The organism is Vibrio sp. TRT 2004 (genome assembly GCF_050113735.1).
In the GTDB taxonomy this organism is placed as follows: Bacteria; Pseudomonadota; Gammaproteobacteria; order Enterobacterales; family Vibrionaceae; genus Vibrio.
This window is the reverse complement of sequence record NZ_JBNJOH010000011.1, coordinates 1-16,512: the sequence shown is the minus strand read 5'-3', so window position 1 is coordinate 16,512 and position 16,512 is coordinate 1. Positions and strand designations below refer to the sequence as shown.

The 16,512-nt window shown below is 46.3% G+C and carries 14 protein-coding genes; 9 read left to right on the top strand and 5 right to left on the bottom strand.

What is annotated here, in order from left to right:
* Positions 1–8: 8 nt before the first annotated feature.
* Complete coding sequence (smrB, locus tag ACQEXR_RS06700; protein WP_269377856.1) at positions 9–539, bottom strand: endonuclease SmrB; 531 nt, start codon at positions 537–539, stop codon at positions 9–11.
* A gap of 63 nt (positions 540–602) precedes the next feature.
* Between smrB and prmB the strand changes: the two genes are divergently transcribed.
* Together prmB and aroC are read left to right on the top strand one after the other, a co-directional pair.
* Positions 603–1,535, top strand: a complete 933-nt coding sequence (gene prmB, locus ACQEXR_RS06695) for a 50S ribosomal protein L3 N(5)-glutamine methyltransferase (protein WP_138973757.1) — start codon at positions 603–605, stop codon at positions 1,533–1,535.
* Positions 1,536–1,724: 189 nt separating this feature from the next.
* A complete protein-coding gene (aroC, locus tag ACQEXR_RS06690; RefSeq protein ID WP_427019999.1) occupies positions 1,725–2,810 on the top strand; it encodes a chorismate synthase in 1,086 nt (361 codons plus the stop codon).
* A gap of 108 nt (positions 2,811–2,918) precedes the next feature.
* Here the strand turns inward: aroC and ACQEXR_RS06685 are convergent, their stop codons facing one another.
* Positions 2,919–3,542: a trimeric intracellular cation channel family protein gene (locus tag ACQEXR_RS06685; protein WP_269377853.1), complete on the bottom strand. Its 624-nt coding sequence runs from the start codon at positions 3,540–3,542 to the stop codon at positions 2,919–2,921.
* A gap of 220 nt (positions 3,543–3,762) precedes the next feature.
* On the opposite strand from ACQEXR_RS06685, the gene ACQEXR_RS06680 reads away from it, so the two are divergent.
* Positions 3,763–4,293: an elongation factor P hydroxylase gene (locus ACQEXR_RS06680; RefSeq protein WP_427019998.1), complete on the top strand. Its 531-nt coding sequence runs from the start codon at positions 3,763–3,765 to the stop codon at positions 4,291–4,293.
* 7 nt (positions 4,294–4,300) lie between these two features.
* Here the strand turns inward: ACQEXR_RS06680 and ACQEXR_RS06675 are convergent, their stop codons facing one another.
* Together ACQEXR_RS06675 and ACQEXR_RS06670 are read right to left on the bottom strand one after the other, a co-directional pair.
* Positions 4,301–4,801: a hypothetical protein gene (locus ACQEXR_RS06675; RefSeq protein ID WP_427019997.1), complete on the bottom strand. Its 501-nt coding sequence runs from the start codon at positions 4,799–4,801 to the stop codon at positions 4,301–4,303.
* Positions 4,802–4,814: 13 nt separating this feature from the next.
* On the bottom strand, positions 4,815–7,037 hold the full coding sequence (locus ACQEXR_RS06670; RefSeq protein ID WP_427019996.1) for an LruC domain-containing protein: 2,223 nt from the start codon (positions 7,035–7,037) through the stop codon (positions 4,815–4,817).
* A 155-nt stretch (positions 7,038–7,192) separates the two neighbouring features.
* Here ACQEXR_RS06670 and ACQEXR_RS06665 point away from each other — a divergent pair, with 155 nt between their 5' ends.
* Positions 7,193–7,456 (top strand): YfcL family protein, encoded by a 264-nt coding sequence (locus ACQEXR_RS06665; RefSeq protein ID WP_138973761.1) that lies wholly within the window; start codon positions 7,193–7,195, stop codon positions 7,454–7,456.
* A 135-nt stretch (positions 7,457–7,591) separates the two neighbouring features.
* Positions 7,592–8,116 (top strand): NADPH-dependent FMN reductase, encoded by a 525-nt coding sequence (locus ACQEXR_RS06660; RefSeq protein ID WP_427019995.1) that lies wholly within the window; start codon positions 7,592–7,594, stop codon positions 8,114–8,116.
* A gap of 66 nt (positions 8,117–8,182) precedes the next feature.
* Here the strand turns inward: ACQEXR_RS06660 and mnmC are convergent, their stop codons facing one another.
* The gene (mnmC, locus tag ACQEXR_RS06655; protein ID WP_427019994.1) at positions 8,183–10,201 is read right to left on the bottom strand and encodes a bifunctional tRNA (5-methylaminomethyl-2-thiouridine)(34)-methyltransferase MnmD/FAD-dependent 5-carboxymethylaminomethyl-2-thiouridine(34) oxidoreductase MnmC; all 2,019 of its coding nucleotides are present in this window, start codon (positions 10,199–10,201) and stop codon (positions 8,183–8,185) included.
* Between the two features lie 129 nt (positions 10,202–10,330).
* Here mnmC and fabB point away from each other — a divergent pair, with 129 nt between their 5' ends.
* The 4 genes from fabB to ACQEXR_RS06635 all read left to right on the top strand — a co-directional run.
* Positions 10,331–11,542, top strand: a complete 1,212-nt coding sequence (gene fabB / locus ACQEXR_RS06650; protein WP_426952072.1) for a beta-ketoacyl-ACP synthase I — start codon at positions 10,331–10,333, stop codon at positions 11,540–11,542.
* 264 nt (positions 11,543–11,806) lie between these two features.
* Positions 11,807–12,940 carry a 4-phosphoerythronate dehydrogenase gene (locus ACQEXR_RS06645; RefSeq protein ID WP_427019993.1) on the top strand — a complete coding sequence of 378 codons (1,134 nt, stop codon included), beginning with the start codon at positions 11,807–11,809 and terminating at the stop codon, positions 12,938–12,940.
* Entirely contained in the window at positions 12,937–13,950 is a 1,014-nt protein-coding gene (locus ACQEXR_RS06640) for an aspartate-semialdehyde dehydrogenase (protein ID WP_427019992.1), read from the top strand. The genes ACQEXR_RS06645 and ACQEXR_RS06640 overlap by 4 nt, the downstream gene beginning before the upstream one ends.
* A 200-nt stretch (positions 13,951–14,150) precedes the next feature.
* Positions 14,151–16,512 (top strand): FimV/HubP family polar landmark protein (locus ACQEXR_RS06635; RefSeq protein WP_427019991.1); only part of this gene is annotated, 2,362 nt, incomplete at its 3' end.

Here is a 16,512-nt window from a genome sequence, read left to right as displayed (position 1 = left end):
GCAAGGGGCTATTTTTCGGGTATAGAAAGGAGTACCAACAGAGCGCCATCTCCACCGAACTCGAGTGGAGCCTGATGGAAAGCCATCACATCTGGGTGCTGAGCGAGCCATAGTGGTGCTTTTTGTTTGAGTATGTGTTTACCGATGCCGTGTTGAACACACGCACAGGAAATTTCGTTCTTTATACAGTAGGCGATCATCGCCCCCAGTTCGCGTTTGGCTTCCTGTTGATTCATTCCGTGCATATCGAGAAAAACGTCAGGGACATAAACGCCTCGACGTAGTCGTTTTACTTCATACTGCGACACGTCATCGCGAGCATAACGCGTTGGTCCTTCTTCATTCAAAAGTGGAACAAACTCGTCAGAGAAATAGAACTCAGCATCGCTCGCTTCTCTAGAAGTTCGCTTAATTTCTTTTTGCTTAGTATTTTTTTTTGGCTGCTGGACTATGGTATCCTGTGACAACTTTTTTACGCCTTGTACTGCATCCCTAAAAAGGGCGAAGTCATCATCCATATCGGTGTCTTTTTTGCTCATGGGATTATTCATTAATACTTTAAAATGTAATGAGCAGTATTGTAGCGCTTTTCGGAGGCAATTTTGGATAAGATTTTTGTAGAAGAAGCGGTGTCAGAACTTCATACGCTTCAAGATATGATTCGTTGGACCGTCAGTCGTTTCAACGCCGCAAACCTATTTTATGGTCACGGTACTGATAACGCATGGGATGAAGCGGTACAGCTAATCCTGCCAACATTGTACCTGCCAATCGATGTGCCTCCGCATGTATTGAACTCGCGCCTGACCACCAGTGAGCGTATGCGTATCGTTGAGCGCGTGGTGAAGCGTATCAATGAGCGTACGCCTACAGCCTACCTAACTAACCGTGCTTGGTTCTGTGGCTTAGAGTTTTTCGTTGATGAACGTGTACTTGTACCTCGCTCGCCAATCGGTGAGTTGATTCAAGCTGAATTCCAACCTTGGTTGATCGAAGAGCCGACACGTATCATGGATCTTTGTACCGGTAGCGGCTGTATCGCCATCGCCTGTGCACATGCGTTCCCTGAAGCGGAAGTTGATGCGATAGACATCTCTACTGACGCACTACAAGTTGCTGAGCTTAACGTTCAGGATCACGGTATGGAGCAGCAAGTTTTTCCAATCCGTTCAGATCTGTTCCGTGATCTACCAAAAGAGAAGTACAACCTGATTGTCTCCAACCCACCGTACGTTGACCAAGAAGACATGAACAGTCTGCCTGAAGAGTTTACTCATGAGCCTGAGTTAGGCCTAGCTGCGGGTACTGATGGGCTTAAAATTGTTCGCCGTATCCTAGCGAATGCGCCAGATTACTTAACGGATAACGGTATTCTTATTTGTGAAGTGGGTAACTCTATGGTTCACATGATGGAACAGTACCCACATATTCCATTTACTTGGATTGAGTTCGAGAACGGTGGTCACGGGGTATTTATGCTAACTCGCGATCAGATGCTAGCCGTCAAAGATGAGTTCTCAATCTATCGAGATTAACGCTTAAAGTTTGAGCAAAACTTCAATGGCGCCAAGTGGTTTGATCTTTGATTCGCGACTTGGCGTTTTTTTATGCGCGTAAAATGGTCTTTAGGGGTTTACATCAAACCGCAATAAGGCGACTATGAAATAACTAATAATTGAAGTGTAAAGCTCTGTATACAAGGGCGAAACAAGTTTGAGGAAGTAATGGCAGGAAACAGTATCGGGCAACATTTTCGAGTGACAACATTCGGAGAAAGTCATGGTATCGCACTAGGATGTATTGTCGACGGATGCCCTCCGGGTCTTGAAATCACCGAAGCAGATATTCAAATCGATTTGGACCGCCGTCGACCAGGCACTTCTCGTTATACCACCGCTCGTCGTGAACCAGACGAGGTGAAAATTTTGTCTGGTGTATTTGAAGGTCAAACCACAGGGACTTCTATCGGTCTTTTGATCGAAAATACCGACCAGCGTTCGAAAGATTATTCGGAAATCAAAGATAAGTTTCGTCCAGGGCATGCAGACTACACTTACCATCAGAAATATGGTGTTCGTGATTATCGTGGTGGTGGCCGTTCATCTGCCCGCGAAACAGCGATGCGTGTTGCGGCGGGATCAATCGCTAAGAAATACCTGAAACAAGAATTTGGGGTAGAGATCCGTGCTTATCTATCGCAAATGGGCGATGTGGCGATTGATAACGTGGATTGGGATGAAATTGAAAACAATCCATTTTTCTGTCCTGATGTCGATAAAGTTGAAGCGTTTGATCAACTGATCCGTGACCTCAAGAAACAAGGTGATTCAATCGGTGCAAAACTGCAAGTTGTCGCAACAAATGTTCCCGTTGGTCTGGGTGAACCGGTATTCGACCGCCTAGATGCGGACATTGCGCATGCACTTATGAGCATTAACGCGGTGAAAGGCGTAGAGATTGGTGATGGCTTTGATGTTGTTCGTCAAAAAGGCAGCCAGCACCGTGATGAACTGACGCCAAGTGGTTTTGCGAGTAATCATGCAGGTGGTATCTTAGGTGGTATCTCAACAGGGCAAGATATTGTAGCCAACATTGCGCTTAAGCCGACATCAAGCATCACTGTTCCTGGTGAGACGATTACTAAGCAAGGTGAATCGACTCAACTGATTACCAAAGGTCGTCACGACCCATGTGTTGGTATCCGCGCTGTTCCGATTGCTGAAGCTATGCTCGCAATCGTAGTACTGGATCATCTGCTGCGTCACCGTGGTCAAAACCATGGTGTGACCACAGAAACACCGCAGATATAAGCTCTGATTGATAAAAGCCCCGACATGTGAGTCGGGGCTTTTTTATGCGATAAGGAAATGATAAAAATCGAGCCGGTTACCGTTGTGGCTATCGAATTGCTGGCGTGATCAGTGCAATGAGCCTTCAGCTTCAAGGTTGAATGAAGGTAAGCGCCATTTGAAACGCACCGCAGCCATACGAAGTACATAACCAACAACGAGAGTTGAAATGGTCGCAGTCACATCATCAATGCCGAGCTCTAAAAGTCCTAAATACAAACCAGAAGCTACGAGAGCGACAGATGCGTACAGTTCCTCATGCAGTACAAGTGGTGTTTGACGACAGATTAGGTCACGCAGTAGGCCACCAAACACGCCAGTTACGAGCGCTGATACCATACAAATCAAGGCATGATGCCCCATACCCATTGCCACTTTGGTACCAATGATACTAAAAACGATCAGTCCTAGCGCATCCAATCGAATGAATAGGCCTTTAAGCTTAATGACCCACTTAGCTAGCCCCGTTGTCAGTACGCCTGCGATACAAGTGATCGCAAGAAACTCGGGATTCTTTACCCAGCCTAGTGGGTAATGACCGAGAAGAATATCGCGTACTGTGCCGCCACCGATGGCCGTGGCACTTGCAACCAGCATGACTCCAAACCAATCCATTTTTCGACGACCCGCACTTAGTGCTCCCGTCATCGCTTCCGCTGTGATACCAATAATATATAAAACACTGAGCAGCATAATGAATTCTCAAGAAGTGGCCGGAAATGCTCGGCAATGAAGATGAAATTTAAGGCGTGAGTGTAGTGGGAAATGTGATCTATGACGAATGAGTTTTTATGAATACGAAAACGTTTTTCAGATTACTATTTCTAATATCAATACCCTAAGTAGGGTTTTGCATTTTTCAGCAAAAATGAGAGAATGCAGACCGCGATAGTACCAGCCCGTTAATTTAGCTATGACCCACGAGTATCAAGACTTAATCAATATCTTTAACACAACTTTTTTTCACTCATACAACACCAAGTTGGAGTTAGGGGGAGATGAGCCAATCTATCTTCCTGCTGACAATGACTACCCCTATCATCGCATTATTTTTGCTCGTGGTTTCTATGCGTCAGGAATGCATGAGATTGCCCATTGGTGCGTGGCTGGACCAGAGCGTCGCTTAGTGGAAGATTTTGGTTATTGGTATGAGCCTGATGGACGCACTCAAGCCGTGCAAGCTGAATTCGAAAAAGTAGAAATCCGCCCGCAAGCATACGAATGGATATTATCCGCCAGTGCAGGCTTTCCGTTCACTGTCAGTTGTGACAATCTCAATGGTAGCTTTGAACCGGATCGTTTGGCGTTTATGGTCAAAGTTCACGCTGAGGTGATGTCAATTCTTCAGGTGGGATTACCGCTCAGAGTTCAAATGTTGTCTGATGCGCTACGTGAATTCTACAGTATCGCGGAACTCACGCCTGCGCAGTTTGAAGTTAAGTAGCCTAACGCTACTGAATAAGCCAAGTATTCTCTTTCTGGCCGCTGTAGTCGAACGTGTAGACGAGTGGAGTCTGATCCGGCTCCATCACCCAAATGACGGCAATCAGTGAGTCGCAATGATTGACTACCCTTAAATCGAATTCTGCCAGCCCCGCAGTCAACGATGATTTGACCAAACAGCTCTCGTAGTCGACGAGGTCAGCATCACCCTGAGCGGAGCTATTGTCGCATATCGATATATAGGCCTGTTTGTCAGCCAGTTGGCTCAGAATGACATCGACATCAACGCTATAGACAGATTCGAGACTGTTGTCGTAACTAATGTTTAAGTCTTCAAGGGTTTGTACTTGGGCAGAAGCCGCTGCTGTTGTCGGGGTTGATGTAACGCCGCTTGAACCTGCGCTCCCTGATCCACCTTCATCGCCACCGCCTCCGCCCCCACAACCTGTTAAAAGAGTCAAGCAAGCGAGAGTAGATCCGATAAACTGTGTTACTGATTTGATGTGCATAGTCTTATCCTCGCTAGTCGACGTAAATTTTGTTGTTGTTAGCTTCCAGATACCAATTGGCTTCAGTTAACCCTTGTGGGTCTTGGGCGAAGTCCCCGAATCTTGGATAGGCGTCGAGTATGGTGATCTGTTCCAATGGGTGCTGCCAGTTGAGCGGGATTTCAATCGCCCATGGTAGACCATTGCTGGTGTGGTAATGGGTGTTCCCACTGGAGGCGTCCTCGCCGAGAGCAAGATAGCGGCTGTCAAATTTTGCCGTAGGCGGGTTGTTTTTAAGGTGGATTTCGAGTCCACGTCCGGGATAGCCCCCTGTCAGTTGATAACCAATATCTCCATAGTAATGACCTGGTGCTGCAAAGATGAAAGGGTCATATGGAAACTCCGGCATAACGCTTGTTGCTGGTGCGTTAGCAAAGGAGAACTGTAAGCGCCAACTTGGGCGATATGCTGTGCCACAGTTCAACTGTGTACGGAACATGGTGCAGTTTTCTGCTTCACCCGCTTCGGTGATGTCCCACAAGTCTTGCTGGATGATAAATACGGCATCGGTTGTGCCTAGTTCCAAAACCTCTGAGGCTTGGCTTTGACCATTAACAGTCAGCACAACAGAATCAGACTTGATATCTTCTCTTGCAATGTTAGGTAAGCGAATGGCAAAACCAGAGTGATTATCTCCACCAAGAGCCGCAATTTGACCCTCAATTTTGACTCGAATTACCTGACTATTGAGATGATATTCCGTGTATTTTACATTCATCAAAACATCATTCATGTCATAGTCACCTTGAAGCGGGTACTGATCTTCATAGGCAAATGTGGTGTAGTTCCCACCTAGAGGGTAGATCTCGGTTGATACGCCACTTTCGGTAATGTCGATAGGATAATCCTCAACCTCACCCTGTGGTACACCACCACTAGGTCCAATCCCTGAGGTGTTGCTGATACGGAATCTTGCCCAACTCTCACCACTGACAGCCCAAGTAGGTACAGTGAAAAATAGTGACTGTGTTCCATCACTAACCGAGAGATCCGTGATGATGATTTCCTCACTATCGAAGGTGCCATCGCGGTCAAAATCCATCCAAGCATTTAGCACACTTTCCGAAGTGGCACCATTAACTGTGATTTGGACCATAGAAGTACTACCAACTTGAATTGGCACAGGAAACTCTACACCGTCGTCATCGTCAATATTGTCGGAAATATCATCGCTATAAGGCGGTGGATTACCTTCGGTTTCACCATCGACAATTGCGCCAAGTCGCAAGCTAGAAGTGTCTTCTAGAGCTCCTATGCCGTGTCGTGCACCAGACTGAGCATAGGTCGTCTGATAGCTGTCTGGTGCGTCGCCAAAGTCGGTCAACTCTGCGGCTTCGACAGGCGCTGACGCACATCGAGCACCATCATTCGAATTACTTGATGGACCGTAAGCCGTCAGGACCGCACTAGGCTGCCAAGACGAGTAGTCTGACGTCCCTGGTGTATGAGGATTGTTTAGGGTGACTTTGAAAATATAGCCATTGCTGTTATTGCTGGCGTAGAGGTATCCATCTACATCAAAGTAAATCGCACCGAAGGTAAAGTTGAAACCAAGTTGAGCTTCATTGAGCACCTGATTCATACGCGTGGCAGTGCCTTGTGTAACATCCACAACCCAGAGATAACCGTCGGCGTCTAGGCTATAGGCAAGGTTATTGTTGGCGTTTGGTTGAAAGGCGAAGTCATGAATGTTGGGTTTAGAAAATTGAGAAGGCGGCGCGACAAGCGTCATCTCTAGTGTGTCTAGGTCGACTCTATACAACCCGCTGTTTGGTCGGTAACCATACCAAGCGTTTTCGTTGAGTGACACGTCGCCGACATAGAAACGATCGGGAGTACCCGCAGGCATGATAAGATCGAGTCGCGTTTTATCGAAGTTGGCGTCGATGCGAGCGAGTGTTCCGAGTTCGCCATTAACACCATAGTCCCAGCCATAAATGAATCGGTCATGTTCACTAAAACCTATCCCATTTAGATTGGCTAAACCCAGAGTAGAGGGCATGACGCGATAACTGCCTAAATCGATGTTCACACCAAACGCGACAGGAGTTCCTGTGGGGTTTTGGATAAGGAATGCCTCAGTGGGACATTCACCAAAGCTGACGTCTCCAGCGTGGCTGGATGGCGCGTAATAAATGCTGTAGCTACAACATGCAAAGAGTAGTAGGAAGCGCTGATTTATACGTTTTAATTTCATTGTCATTCCCTGTTTTGGCTGAGCGATATAAGGGAAACTGCATTGTCCATGCCACACTATCAGGCCTTGCTGTATATAGGGTTTGCGTTGAAATTCTCAATGTGAGAAGCTTGGCGTTCTTTTTGAGAAGCAAACTGATTAGGCGACATCGCAAAATGATTATTGAATTTGAAGAGCAGCTACTTGAGCTAATAGATGCACGTATTTCGACGGCGTCAGATGATGAACTTTTTGCTGGTGGTTATCTGCGTGGTCATATTTCGCTTTCTGCCGCTTCGTGCGAAGAAGATGGCATTAATGATGTGGAAACATTAAAGAGTCGTATTCAGGAAAGTTTGGATGCAGCACGTTCGGAGCTGACGCCGGCAGACCGTATTATCGTCAATGATTTGTGGTTAGAGCTGGTAAACAACGCTTAACCAACGGCGACGTCAATCTATCGTCTAAGAGGTTGTTCGAATTTTTCGAACAACCTCTTTGTATTTTTGCGCTTGTTGCGTGATTGGCTGCTCGATATTCTAATGCTCATACTGAGACACAACAGGATAGCAGTTATGAAGATCATAGCATTTGGGGCATCAAACAGTTCAACATCAATCAACAAAGCGTTAGCAACCTATGCCGCTCAACAAGTGGAAGGTGCGCAGGTACAAGTCTTAGACATCAACAATTATTCAGTTCCGATGTTTAGTGAAGACAAAGAAAAAGAAATTGGACAAGCTGAAGGCGCAAGAGAGTTTCTCGCTGATCTTGCTGAAGCGGATGCCATTGTTGTCTCTTATGCTGAACATAATGGCTACTACCCAGCGGCATACAAAAACCTATTTGACTGGGCGACTCGCATTGAGCGCAGTGTGTTCCAAAATAAGCCCGTTGTTTACTTGGCGACATCTCCTGGCCCTGGTGGTGCACAAACGGTTCTTGCTGCCGCCACAGCTTCCGCTCCTTACTTTGGTGCTGATGTGAAGGCGTCGGTATCCGTCCCAAGTTTCTATGATAACTTTGACTTTGAAACTGCGGCGATTACCAACCAAGACATTGCAGATGAAATCAAAGCCGCGGTTGCTAAGCTAACCTAACCAAGCTCAGTGACTACAGATAAAAAACGCAGTGTAAGAGACTGCGTTTTTTTGTTCTGAGGCTAATTACAGTTCCGTAATGGCTTTGCCTTTTCTCAATTTGCGAACCCACATTCGACTAGGGTGTAAGCTTTCCAAAACATCCACAGGTAGAGGCAGCGGATCACCACAGATCTGAGAGGCGAGCGTTTCCGCAAGCAGCGGCGCTGAACTTAGCCCTCGTGAGCCTAAACCTAATAGGCAGAACAAGTTTGGATATTGTGGTACTTGTTCAGCACTATCAATCGTTGTTTGTTGAAGGTTTTGATAGCAAGCTTTGATTTTTTCAAACTGACCAAGGTTGCCAACAAATGGCAGATGGTCTCGACTTACACAGCGTATGCCCTGACGCGACTGATTCGATGACGTATCAACTTGGAGTGGCCAAGCTTGGTTTGGTACGCATTTGCGCAGTTTGTCACCATTGTCTTGCTGCGCCACAGGGTCAAACTCATTGTCGAGATGAGAGCGATCATAGCTAGCGCCAATGCAGTGATGGCGGTTATTCGGGTTCACGGGGGTCATGTAGCCGTCATAGCACAATACGGTCTTGAGTTTCTCCAGCGTCTCTGTCGTTGGAATGTGACTGACTTGACCTTTGACCTTCCCTAATGGGACATGCGCAGCTTGAGTAAATTGGTCAAACAGATGGCCGTTGGCAATGACGACGGTATCGTGTTGGAATGACGCGTTATGACTTACCAAAGTCCAGCTCTGGGAATCTTCCTGCCAGTCTAGCTGTTCAATTTTGCAGTTAAAGTAAGAGGCAAATAAAGGGTTTTCCGCGAGTTTATCCAGTAACCCTTTGGTTAGCTGAGCAGGGCTTAACCAACCACCAAGCGGGTAGTGAACGCTTTCCATATCGAGAGGAAGGCCAACAACGTCATTGGTCTGTTGAGCATCGAGTTTATGAATGAGCTGACTATCAAAGTTACCTTCAAGCATTTTGTTAAGCTTAACGTTGGTTGCTTGATCCCACATTAGCTGCGTTACACCACACCACTGGTGGTCAAACTCTATCTGCTGTGCAGCTTGTTCAACAAATTGACGGGCAAACAAGAATGCTGGCGCAAATACTCGCGACACGCCTTCGTGTGTACCATTCAGTAAAGGATAGACTGCACCTTGTCGATTTCCTGAAGCGCCTTCAGCAGGTGCACTATCTTGACAGTAGAGTGTGACTTTTTTTCCACGGCGGACAAGGGTAGTGGCAAGTGTGGCACTGGAGATGCCACCACCAATAATAGCGACGGATTCACCACTCTGACTTGGCTGACGAGCAAACCAAGGTATCATGTTCGTGTGTGGCTGCTTCTCTAAAAGTGCGCCCGCGATCATCTCTCGTTTGGTGCCAAAGCCTTTGACTTTCTTCATTGCGAAGCCCGCTTCAATGAGACCTCGACGTACAAAACCCGCAGCCGTGAATGTCGCGCAAGTACAATCACGTTTCGCTAATTTTGCCATACCGTTAAATAAGTCTTGGTTCCACATTTCTGGGTTTTTGCTTGGTGCGAACCCATCTAAGAACCAAGCGTCGACTAGACCTTGCTCAGAAACAGGCACTTTTGGCATGCAATCTTTAATGTCACCAAACCATAAATCAAGCGTTATAGCTCCATCGTCTAGTACAATTCGATGACACTCTGGTACCGCGATAGGGTAGTGTTTTTGCAGCTTTTCCGCATACTCTGCCAGTTCAGGCCACGATTGGTGAGCCTTGATGAGATCGTTTTTACTCAACGGATATTTTTCAAAGCTCACGAAATGCAGCTCTTGTAATGGCGAAGTTGGATTTTGTTGCCTAAATTGAGCAAACCATTGCCAAACGGCTAAGAAATTAAGTCCAGTTCCGAAGCCAGTCTCTGCGATGACAAATCTACGTTGGTCACATTCTTGCCATCTTTGTGGCAGATGATTCTGGTGTAAGAACACGTAGCGAGTCTCTTCTAGTCCATTGACGTTGGAGAAATAGACATCATCAAACTGGTCGGAAACAGGGGTTCCAGCTTCGTTCCAGCCTAGTTGGGCATTAGTAATCGAGGTCATAGTGTCGGAAATAATGTGAATAAAGACGATAATATGATTGCAATTGTACGGTTTTAGAGGAAAGCTGACCACTTTTCCCCGCTATCTTAGTTATTATCAGGCGGATTTTTGAATTATAGGAATGTCATAATGAAACGAGTCGTAATCACCGGTATGGGTATTGTTTCAAGTATCGGTAACAACGTCGAAGAAGTTTTAGCGTCTCTTAAAGCAGGTAAATCTGGTATTACTGCCTCTGAGCAGTTTAAAGAACACGGCCTACGTTCTCAGGTTTGGGGTGACTTAAAGATTAACCCAGCAGAACACATTGACCGTAAACAGATGCGCTTTATGGGTGATGCGGCTGCTTATGCATACCTATCAATGCAGCAAGCAATTGAAGATGCAGGTTTAACCGACGAACAGGTATCTAACGACCGTACTGGTATTGTTGCAGGTTCTGGTGGTGCATCGGCACTAAACCAAACTGTCGCAACGGACACTATGCGTGAAAAAGGCGTGAAACGTGTTGGTCCATATATGGTACCTCGTACTATGTCTTCAACCGTATCTGCGTGTTTGGCGACACCATTTAAAATCCGTGGCGTGAACTACTCTATGAGTTCTGCGTGTGCGACGTCAGCACACTGTATTGGTCATGCGATGGAGCTTATCCAACTAGGCAAACAAGACATCGTTTTTGCTGGTGGTGGTGAAGAACTAGATTGGTCTCAAACTATGATGTTTGATGCTATGGGAGCACTATCGACTAAGTACAACGAGACTCCAGACCAAGCTTCTCGTACTTACGATGCTGACCGTGACGGTTTTGTTATCTCTGGCGGCGGTGGCATGATGGTGATCGAAGAACTCGAACACGCATTAGCACGCGGCGCGAAAATCTACGGTGAAATCGTAGGCTATGGCGCGACTTCAGACGGTTATGACATGGTTGCTCCTTCTGGTGAAGGCGCAGTGCGTTGTATGAAGATGGCGATGCAAGATGTGGATGTTATTGACTACGTCAACACACACGGCACATCAACACCAGTTGGTGACGTTAAAGAACTGGGTGCAATCCAAGAGCTGTTCGGCAACAACAGCCCAGCTATTTCTGCAACCAAAGCAATGACAGGTCACGCACTAGGTGCTGCTGGTGTGCACGAAGCAATTTACTCAACGCTAATGCTGACCAATGATTTCATCGCTCCAAGCATTAACATTGCTAATTTAGATGAAGCGGCTAAGGGCCTAGATATCGTGACTGAAAAGCGTGATGTCGAGCTAACGACCGTGATGTCAAACAGTTTTGGCTTTGGTGGTACGAACGCAACATTAGTGATCAAGAAGTACCAAGGCTAACTGAATTTGCTGAGCAGATGATGCTTCGCAATCCAGTTTCCAGAGCTGGCTAATCTTTATTAGTAAAGATTAACCTAACAGACGCAGACTTTAGCCCATGGAGAGCGGGTTAAGATCCTTTTGTTCTGGACTATTGCCCGGCTATTTAGCCGGGCATTTTTCTCTTTACCCTTTATCGCTACCTGAGTGCATTATTACCTCGACACTGAGGAGCCTTTTCTGCACAATCAATCCCATTGCAATTCAACCCCACTCTACAGACAGATGAAAATCCTTATTGATGAAAATATGCCTTATGCAGAGCAGCTTTTTAGCCAGCTTGGCGAAGTGGTTCTAAAATCTGGTCGTACACTAACTGAAGATGACCTTGTCGATGTCGACGCCTTGATGATTCGTTCTGTTACTAAGGTCAACGCAAAACTGCTATCAAAAGCGAACAAACTCAAATTTGTCGGGACGGCAACCGCGGGGATGGACCATGTTGATCAGGATTTACTTCGAGAGCGAGGAATATTTTTCACCGCGGCACCAGGTTGTAACAAAGTAGGGGTAGCAGAATACGCGTTCAGTGTCATGATGGTACTGGCTCAACAACACGGTTTTTCTGTTTTTGATAAAACGGTTGGTATCATTGGTGCCGGACAGGTTGGCAGTTACTTGCAACAATGTTTGCAAGGTGTAGGAATCAAGGTATTGATTAACGATCCACCTAAGCAAGATGCGGGGGATTCGCGTCAGTTTACACCTCTTGAGGCGTTGTTGAGTCAAGCCGATATCATTACTCTCCACACACCGATTACTCGGGGTGGTAAGCATCCTACTCATCATCTGATCGATGAAGAAGTCCTCAATACGTTACGCGGTGACCAAATTTTAATCAATGCTGCTCGTGGTCCAGTCGTTGACAATTCGGCTCTAAAAGCACGTTTACAGCGCAACGATGGCTTTATTGCAGCGTTAGATGTGTTTGAATTTGAGCCAGAGGTTGATATGGAGCTTCTGCCTCTGCTAGCATTCGCAACCCCTCATGTCGCTGGGTATGGTCTAGAGGGCAAAGCTCGCGGAACAACGATGATTTTCAATAGCTACTGTGAGTTCTTAGATAACGAATTACGTGCGCACGCCAGTGACTTGCTGCCAACCGCTCCTGTACCTAAGCTGGTATTGGATCGTGATTGGGATGAAGCTACGCTGCATAACATCACTCAGCTCGTCTACGATGTGCGTAAAGATGACGCCTTATTCCGTCGCGAGATCAGTCAGCCAGGTGCATTCGACCTGATGCGTAAGAACTACTGGGATCGTCGAGAATACAGTGCCGTCACATTGGTCGGTGATGACAGTTGTCGTTTATCACCCCTAGAAAAATTAGGTTTTCAGGTTGAGGTAAGTCAATGAGCCAACAATATAACGTTGCCGTATTAGGTGCGACCGGCGCGGTCGGTGAAACTATTTTAGAAGTGCTACAAGAGCGCAAGTTTCCAGTCGGTGAGCTACATCTGCTAGCCAGTGAACGCAGTGAAGGAAAGACTTACCGTTTTAACGGTAAAACCGTACGTGTGCAAAACGTCGAAGAATTTGACTGGTCACAAGCTCATATCGCTTTATTCTCTGCCGGTGGTGAACTGTCGGCAAAATGGGCTCCGATTGCAGCGGACGAAGGCGTAATTGTGATCGATAATACGTCACAGTTCCGTTATGAGTACGATATCCCACTTGTTGTACCTGAAGTGAACCCTGAAGCCATTGCAGAGTTTCGCAATCGCAATATTATCGCCAACCCAAATTGCTCAACGATTCAAATGCTGGTAGCTCTGAAGCCAATTCATGATGCGGTTGGTATTGAGCGTATTAACGTATCGACTTATCAGTCAGTTTCTGGTGCGGGTAAAGCTGGCATTGATGAACTCGCTGGTCAAACGGCAAAACTGCTTAACGGTATGCCAGCTGAGAACAGTGAATTTTCACAGCAAATCGCATTCAACTGTATCCCACAGATTGATCAGTTCATGGAAAATGGTTACACCCGTGAAGAGATGAAGATGGTGTGGGAAACGCAGAAAATCTTCAATGACCCAGCGATTACCGTGAACCCAACTTGTGTTCGTGTACCTGTCTTTTACGGTCACGCGGAAGCCATTCACGTTGAAACTTGTGCGCCAATTGATGCTCAAGAGGTGATTAACCTATTGGAACAAACGGAAGGCGTAGAAGTATTCCAAGGTGAAGATTTCCCGACTCAAGTTCGCGACGCTGGTGGTAAAGATCACGTCATGGTTGGCCGTATCCGTAACGACATTAGCCACCACAGTGGTGTAAACCTATGGGTTGTTGCTGACAATGTTAGAAAAGGTGCAGCGACCAATGCTGTTCAGATTGCTGAAGTCTTGATTCGCGATTACTACTAATCTCGAAATTAGATTGTTATTGAAGCCTCGCTTTCAAGTGGGGCTTTTTTAATCGAATCGAGAAAATTTATGTGAGATTAATGCGAATATGGCGTTGGACACACATTTTTTACCTCTATACCTATAGTTTTGGTGGGTTTATCCGATATATTTAACAGATCATTGTATTTTATTTAATTGAGCACATAGCTGAGCCTTATATGCGTCGACTACTACAGCGTCTATTATTGCCATTAGCAATAGTTGCCGTGACTCAAACATCATTAGTAAGCGCGGAGAGCATTCGCCTTAAAGGGCCTAACGGCGAGATCCAGTCATCTCCCCAATTCTCAGAGCCTCTTTCACGTAATTCAAGCGCTACAACCGAGCCTTCTCGTTTTTATGGCCCCACTTCTGAGCAGGAAACACTTTGGAGTATTGCTACGCAGTTGCGTCCTTCTCCGTCGGTGACTGTGCAACAAACGCTATACGCCATTTTTCAATTAAACCCTCAAGCGTTTGACAATCAGAATATCCATGAGCTTATTCCAAGCAGTACCATTCGTATCCCATCTTTAGAACAGGTTCGCGCTGTAAGCACGCAAGAAGCCATTAATGTCATGGCTTCTCATCAAGCACGTTTGGGCAAAAACGTTACCCCAACCACTGCTGAGAAGGTAAAACCTACGGTTACTGCTCGCCCACCTGTGACAGAAACGACCACTGAACCATCTGCGACGAAGCCTGAACAAATAGAAACCGGTAGTGAACTAAAAGTTATCGCAGAGCAAGAAAAGCAAAAACAGGTCAGTTCTCTAGAAAACCAGCTTGAAAGCTCTGAAACTGAGCTACTTGCACTGGAAGAAAAAAATCACAAATTGCGCCTAATGCTTGCTGAAGTTCAGTCAGAAGTCGATGTACTAAAAGATGAACTGGGCGACGAAAACCGTATTCGCAATGAAGTAGAGAAACTGCTTGAAGCGGAACGTCAACGAGTGGCTGAAGAGCAGAAAATGGCGCCTTCAGCGATGGACCAGTTATTCTCGAATACTTGGTTGGTTGCGGCGTTAGCGATCATTCCAGGTTTATTAATTGGTTTGTTTGTGGTGATGTTACTTGGACGTCGTAAGAAAGAAGACGCTCAACAAACCGTAGCTGAACAGCAACCAGTTCAGCCTGTGGCACCGATTGTCCCAGAAACCCTTAACGATGATATTGATGATGATTTGTTGCTTGATGACGATCTCTTCGGTGACTCGGATAGCGAGCAGCTATTTGGTGACGACAGTGACATTGATGGCAAACAGGCTGATGAAGACAACGTATTTGCTGACTTAGATGACAGCGACCTCGATTTCAACTTAGAAGGCGAGGATGGAGATGATCCATTTGCCGGAATTGGTGATGATGGTGATCTTGACGAGTCGTTAGCTGATGTAGACATGAGCTCAAATGGCATCAGCGTGAATGGCGATGAAAAAGCGCTTGGTCTCGAAGAGATGGAACGTGCTTTAGATGAAGTCATTATTGATGACCCAGACGATGATGAAGGGTTTGACTTATCCGACGATGGTGAATTCTCACAAGACGAGTTTGACTCTTTACTGGCCGGAGATGGTGATAGCGAAGATCTCGGCTCAACGGAACTGGATCAATCTCTTCTTGATGACCTATTTAGTGAGGTGCAGGGCGAGAGCAGCGATGATCTTGATTTCGATAGCTTACTTGACGACGGTGACGAATCGTTCGATTTGAGTGATGAATCGAGTAAAGACCTGAGTGAGCCAAATTTCGCGTCTGATGATGAAATTGATGACATATTTGCTCAGATGGAAGCGCAGGCCGATCTAGAGGCGCTAGAAGCAAATTCCATTGATGAGACAGCACTTCTTGATGAGTTATTAGACGAGGAAAGTGTTGAAATAAGCTCGGAAAGCACCGAGTTGCTCGATGAGCTTGTTGAAGATAGCTTGAATGAAGCACCGCAACCGAACACTCAATCCGATGTATTTGATCAACTGATTGGCGCGGATGAAGAGTTTACGCAAGACAGTACGGATTTACTGGATGACATCGTCGACGGTGCTGAGGGTGAAGATGAGTTTGACCTAGATGCTGAGCTTGATGAACTGATTGGCGGAGGCCTAGATACGGAAGAGGTGAATCTTTCACAAAGCACCGAACTGATTGAGGAGCTTGTCGAATCAGATTCATCCAAGACTGAATACGAACTGGGTGACGACGCGACTGACCTGTTTGAGCAGCTACTTGAAATTGAGAGCACCGAGGTTGAGGCGCAATCAGACGTTCTGCCAGAAGAGACAGTTGTAGAGCCACAAGTTGAAAAAGTCTTCTCTAGCAATGATTTTATTGATGACATGATCAACTCTGCCCCTGAAGCGGATCCGTTACTTGATGAGTTAGACCTAGATGACTTGCAAGAACCTCAGCTGGTGGATGATGTCGCTATTGACACTGAACAGCAGATATCTGAGCCTGAAGAGCCAGAGCCAGAGCCAGAGCCAGAGCCAGAGCCAGAGCCAGAGCCAGAGCCAGAGCCAGAGCCAGAGCCAGAGCCAGAGC

Excerpts from the sequence above, each read along its gene's own strand:
- smrB (WP_269377856.1), bottom strand. The coding sequence starts at position 539 with ATGAGCAAAAAAGACACCGATATGGATGATGACTTCGCCCTTTTTAGG.
- aroC (WP_427019999.1), top strand. The coding sequence starts at position 1,725 with ATGGCAGGAAACAGTATCGGGCAACATTTTCGAGTGACAACATTCGGA.
- ACQEXR_RS06685 (WP_269377853.1), bottom strand. The coding sequence starts at position 3,542 with ATGCTGCTCAGTGTTTTATATATTATTGGTATCACAGCGGAAGCGATG.
- ACQEXR_RS06680 (WP_427019998.1), top strand. The coding sequence starts at position 3,763 with ATGACCCACGAGTATCAAGACTTAATCAATATCTTTAACACAACTTTT.
- ACQEXR_RS06675 (WP_427019997.1), bottom strand. The coding sequence starts at position 4,801 with ATGCACATCAAATCAGTAACACAGTTTATCGGATCTACTCTCGCTTGC.
- ACQEXR_RS06670 (WP_427019996.1), bottom strand. The coding sequence starts at position 7,037 with ATGAAATTAAAACGTATAAATCAGCGCTTCCTACTACTCTTTGCATGT.
- ACQEXR_RS06665 (WP_138973761.1), top strand. The coding sequence starts at position 7,193 with ATGATTATTGAATTTGAAGAGCAGCTACTTGAGCTAATAGATGCACGT.
- ACQEXR_RS06660 (WP_427019995.1), top strand. The coding sequence starts at position 7,592 with ATGAAGATCATAGCATTTGGGGCATCAAACAGTTCAACATCAATCAAC.
- mnmC (WP_427019994.1), bottom strand. The coding sequence starts at position 10,201 with ATGACCTCGATTACTAATGCCCAACTAGGCTGGAACGAAGCTGGAACC.
- fabB (WP_426952072.1), top strand. The coding sequence starts at position 10,331 with ATGAAACGAGTCGTAATCACCGGTATGGGTATTGTTTCAAGTATCGGT.
- ACQEXR_RS06645 (WP_427019993.1), top strand. The coding sequence starts at position 11,807 with ATGAAAATCCTTATTGATGAAAATATGCCTTATGCAGAGCAGCTTTTT.
- ACQEXR_RS06640 (WP_427019992.1), top strand. The coding sequence starts at position 12,937 with ATGAGCCAACAATATAACGTTGCCGTATTAGGTGCGACCGGCGCGGTC.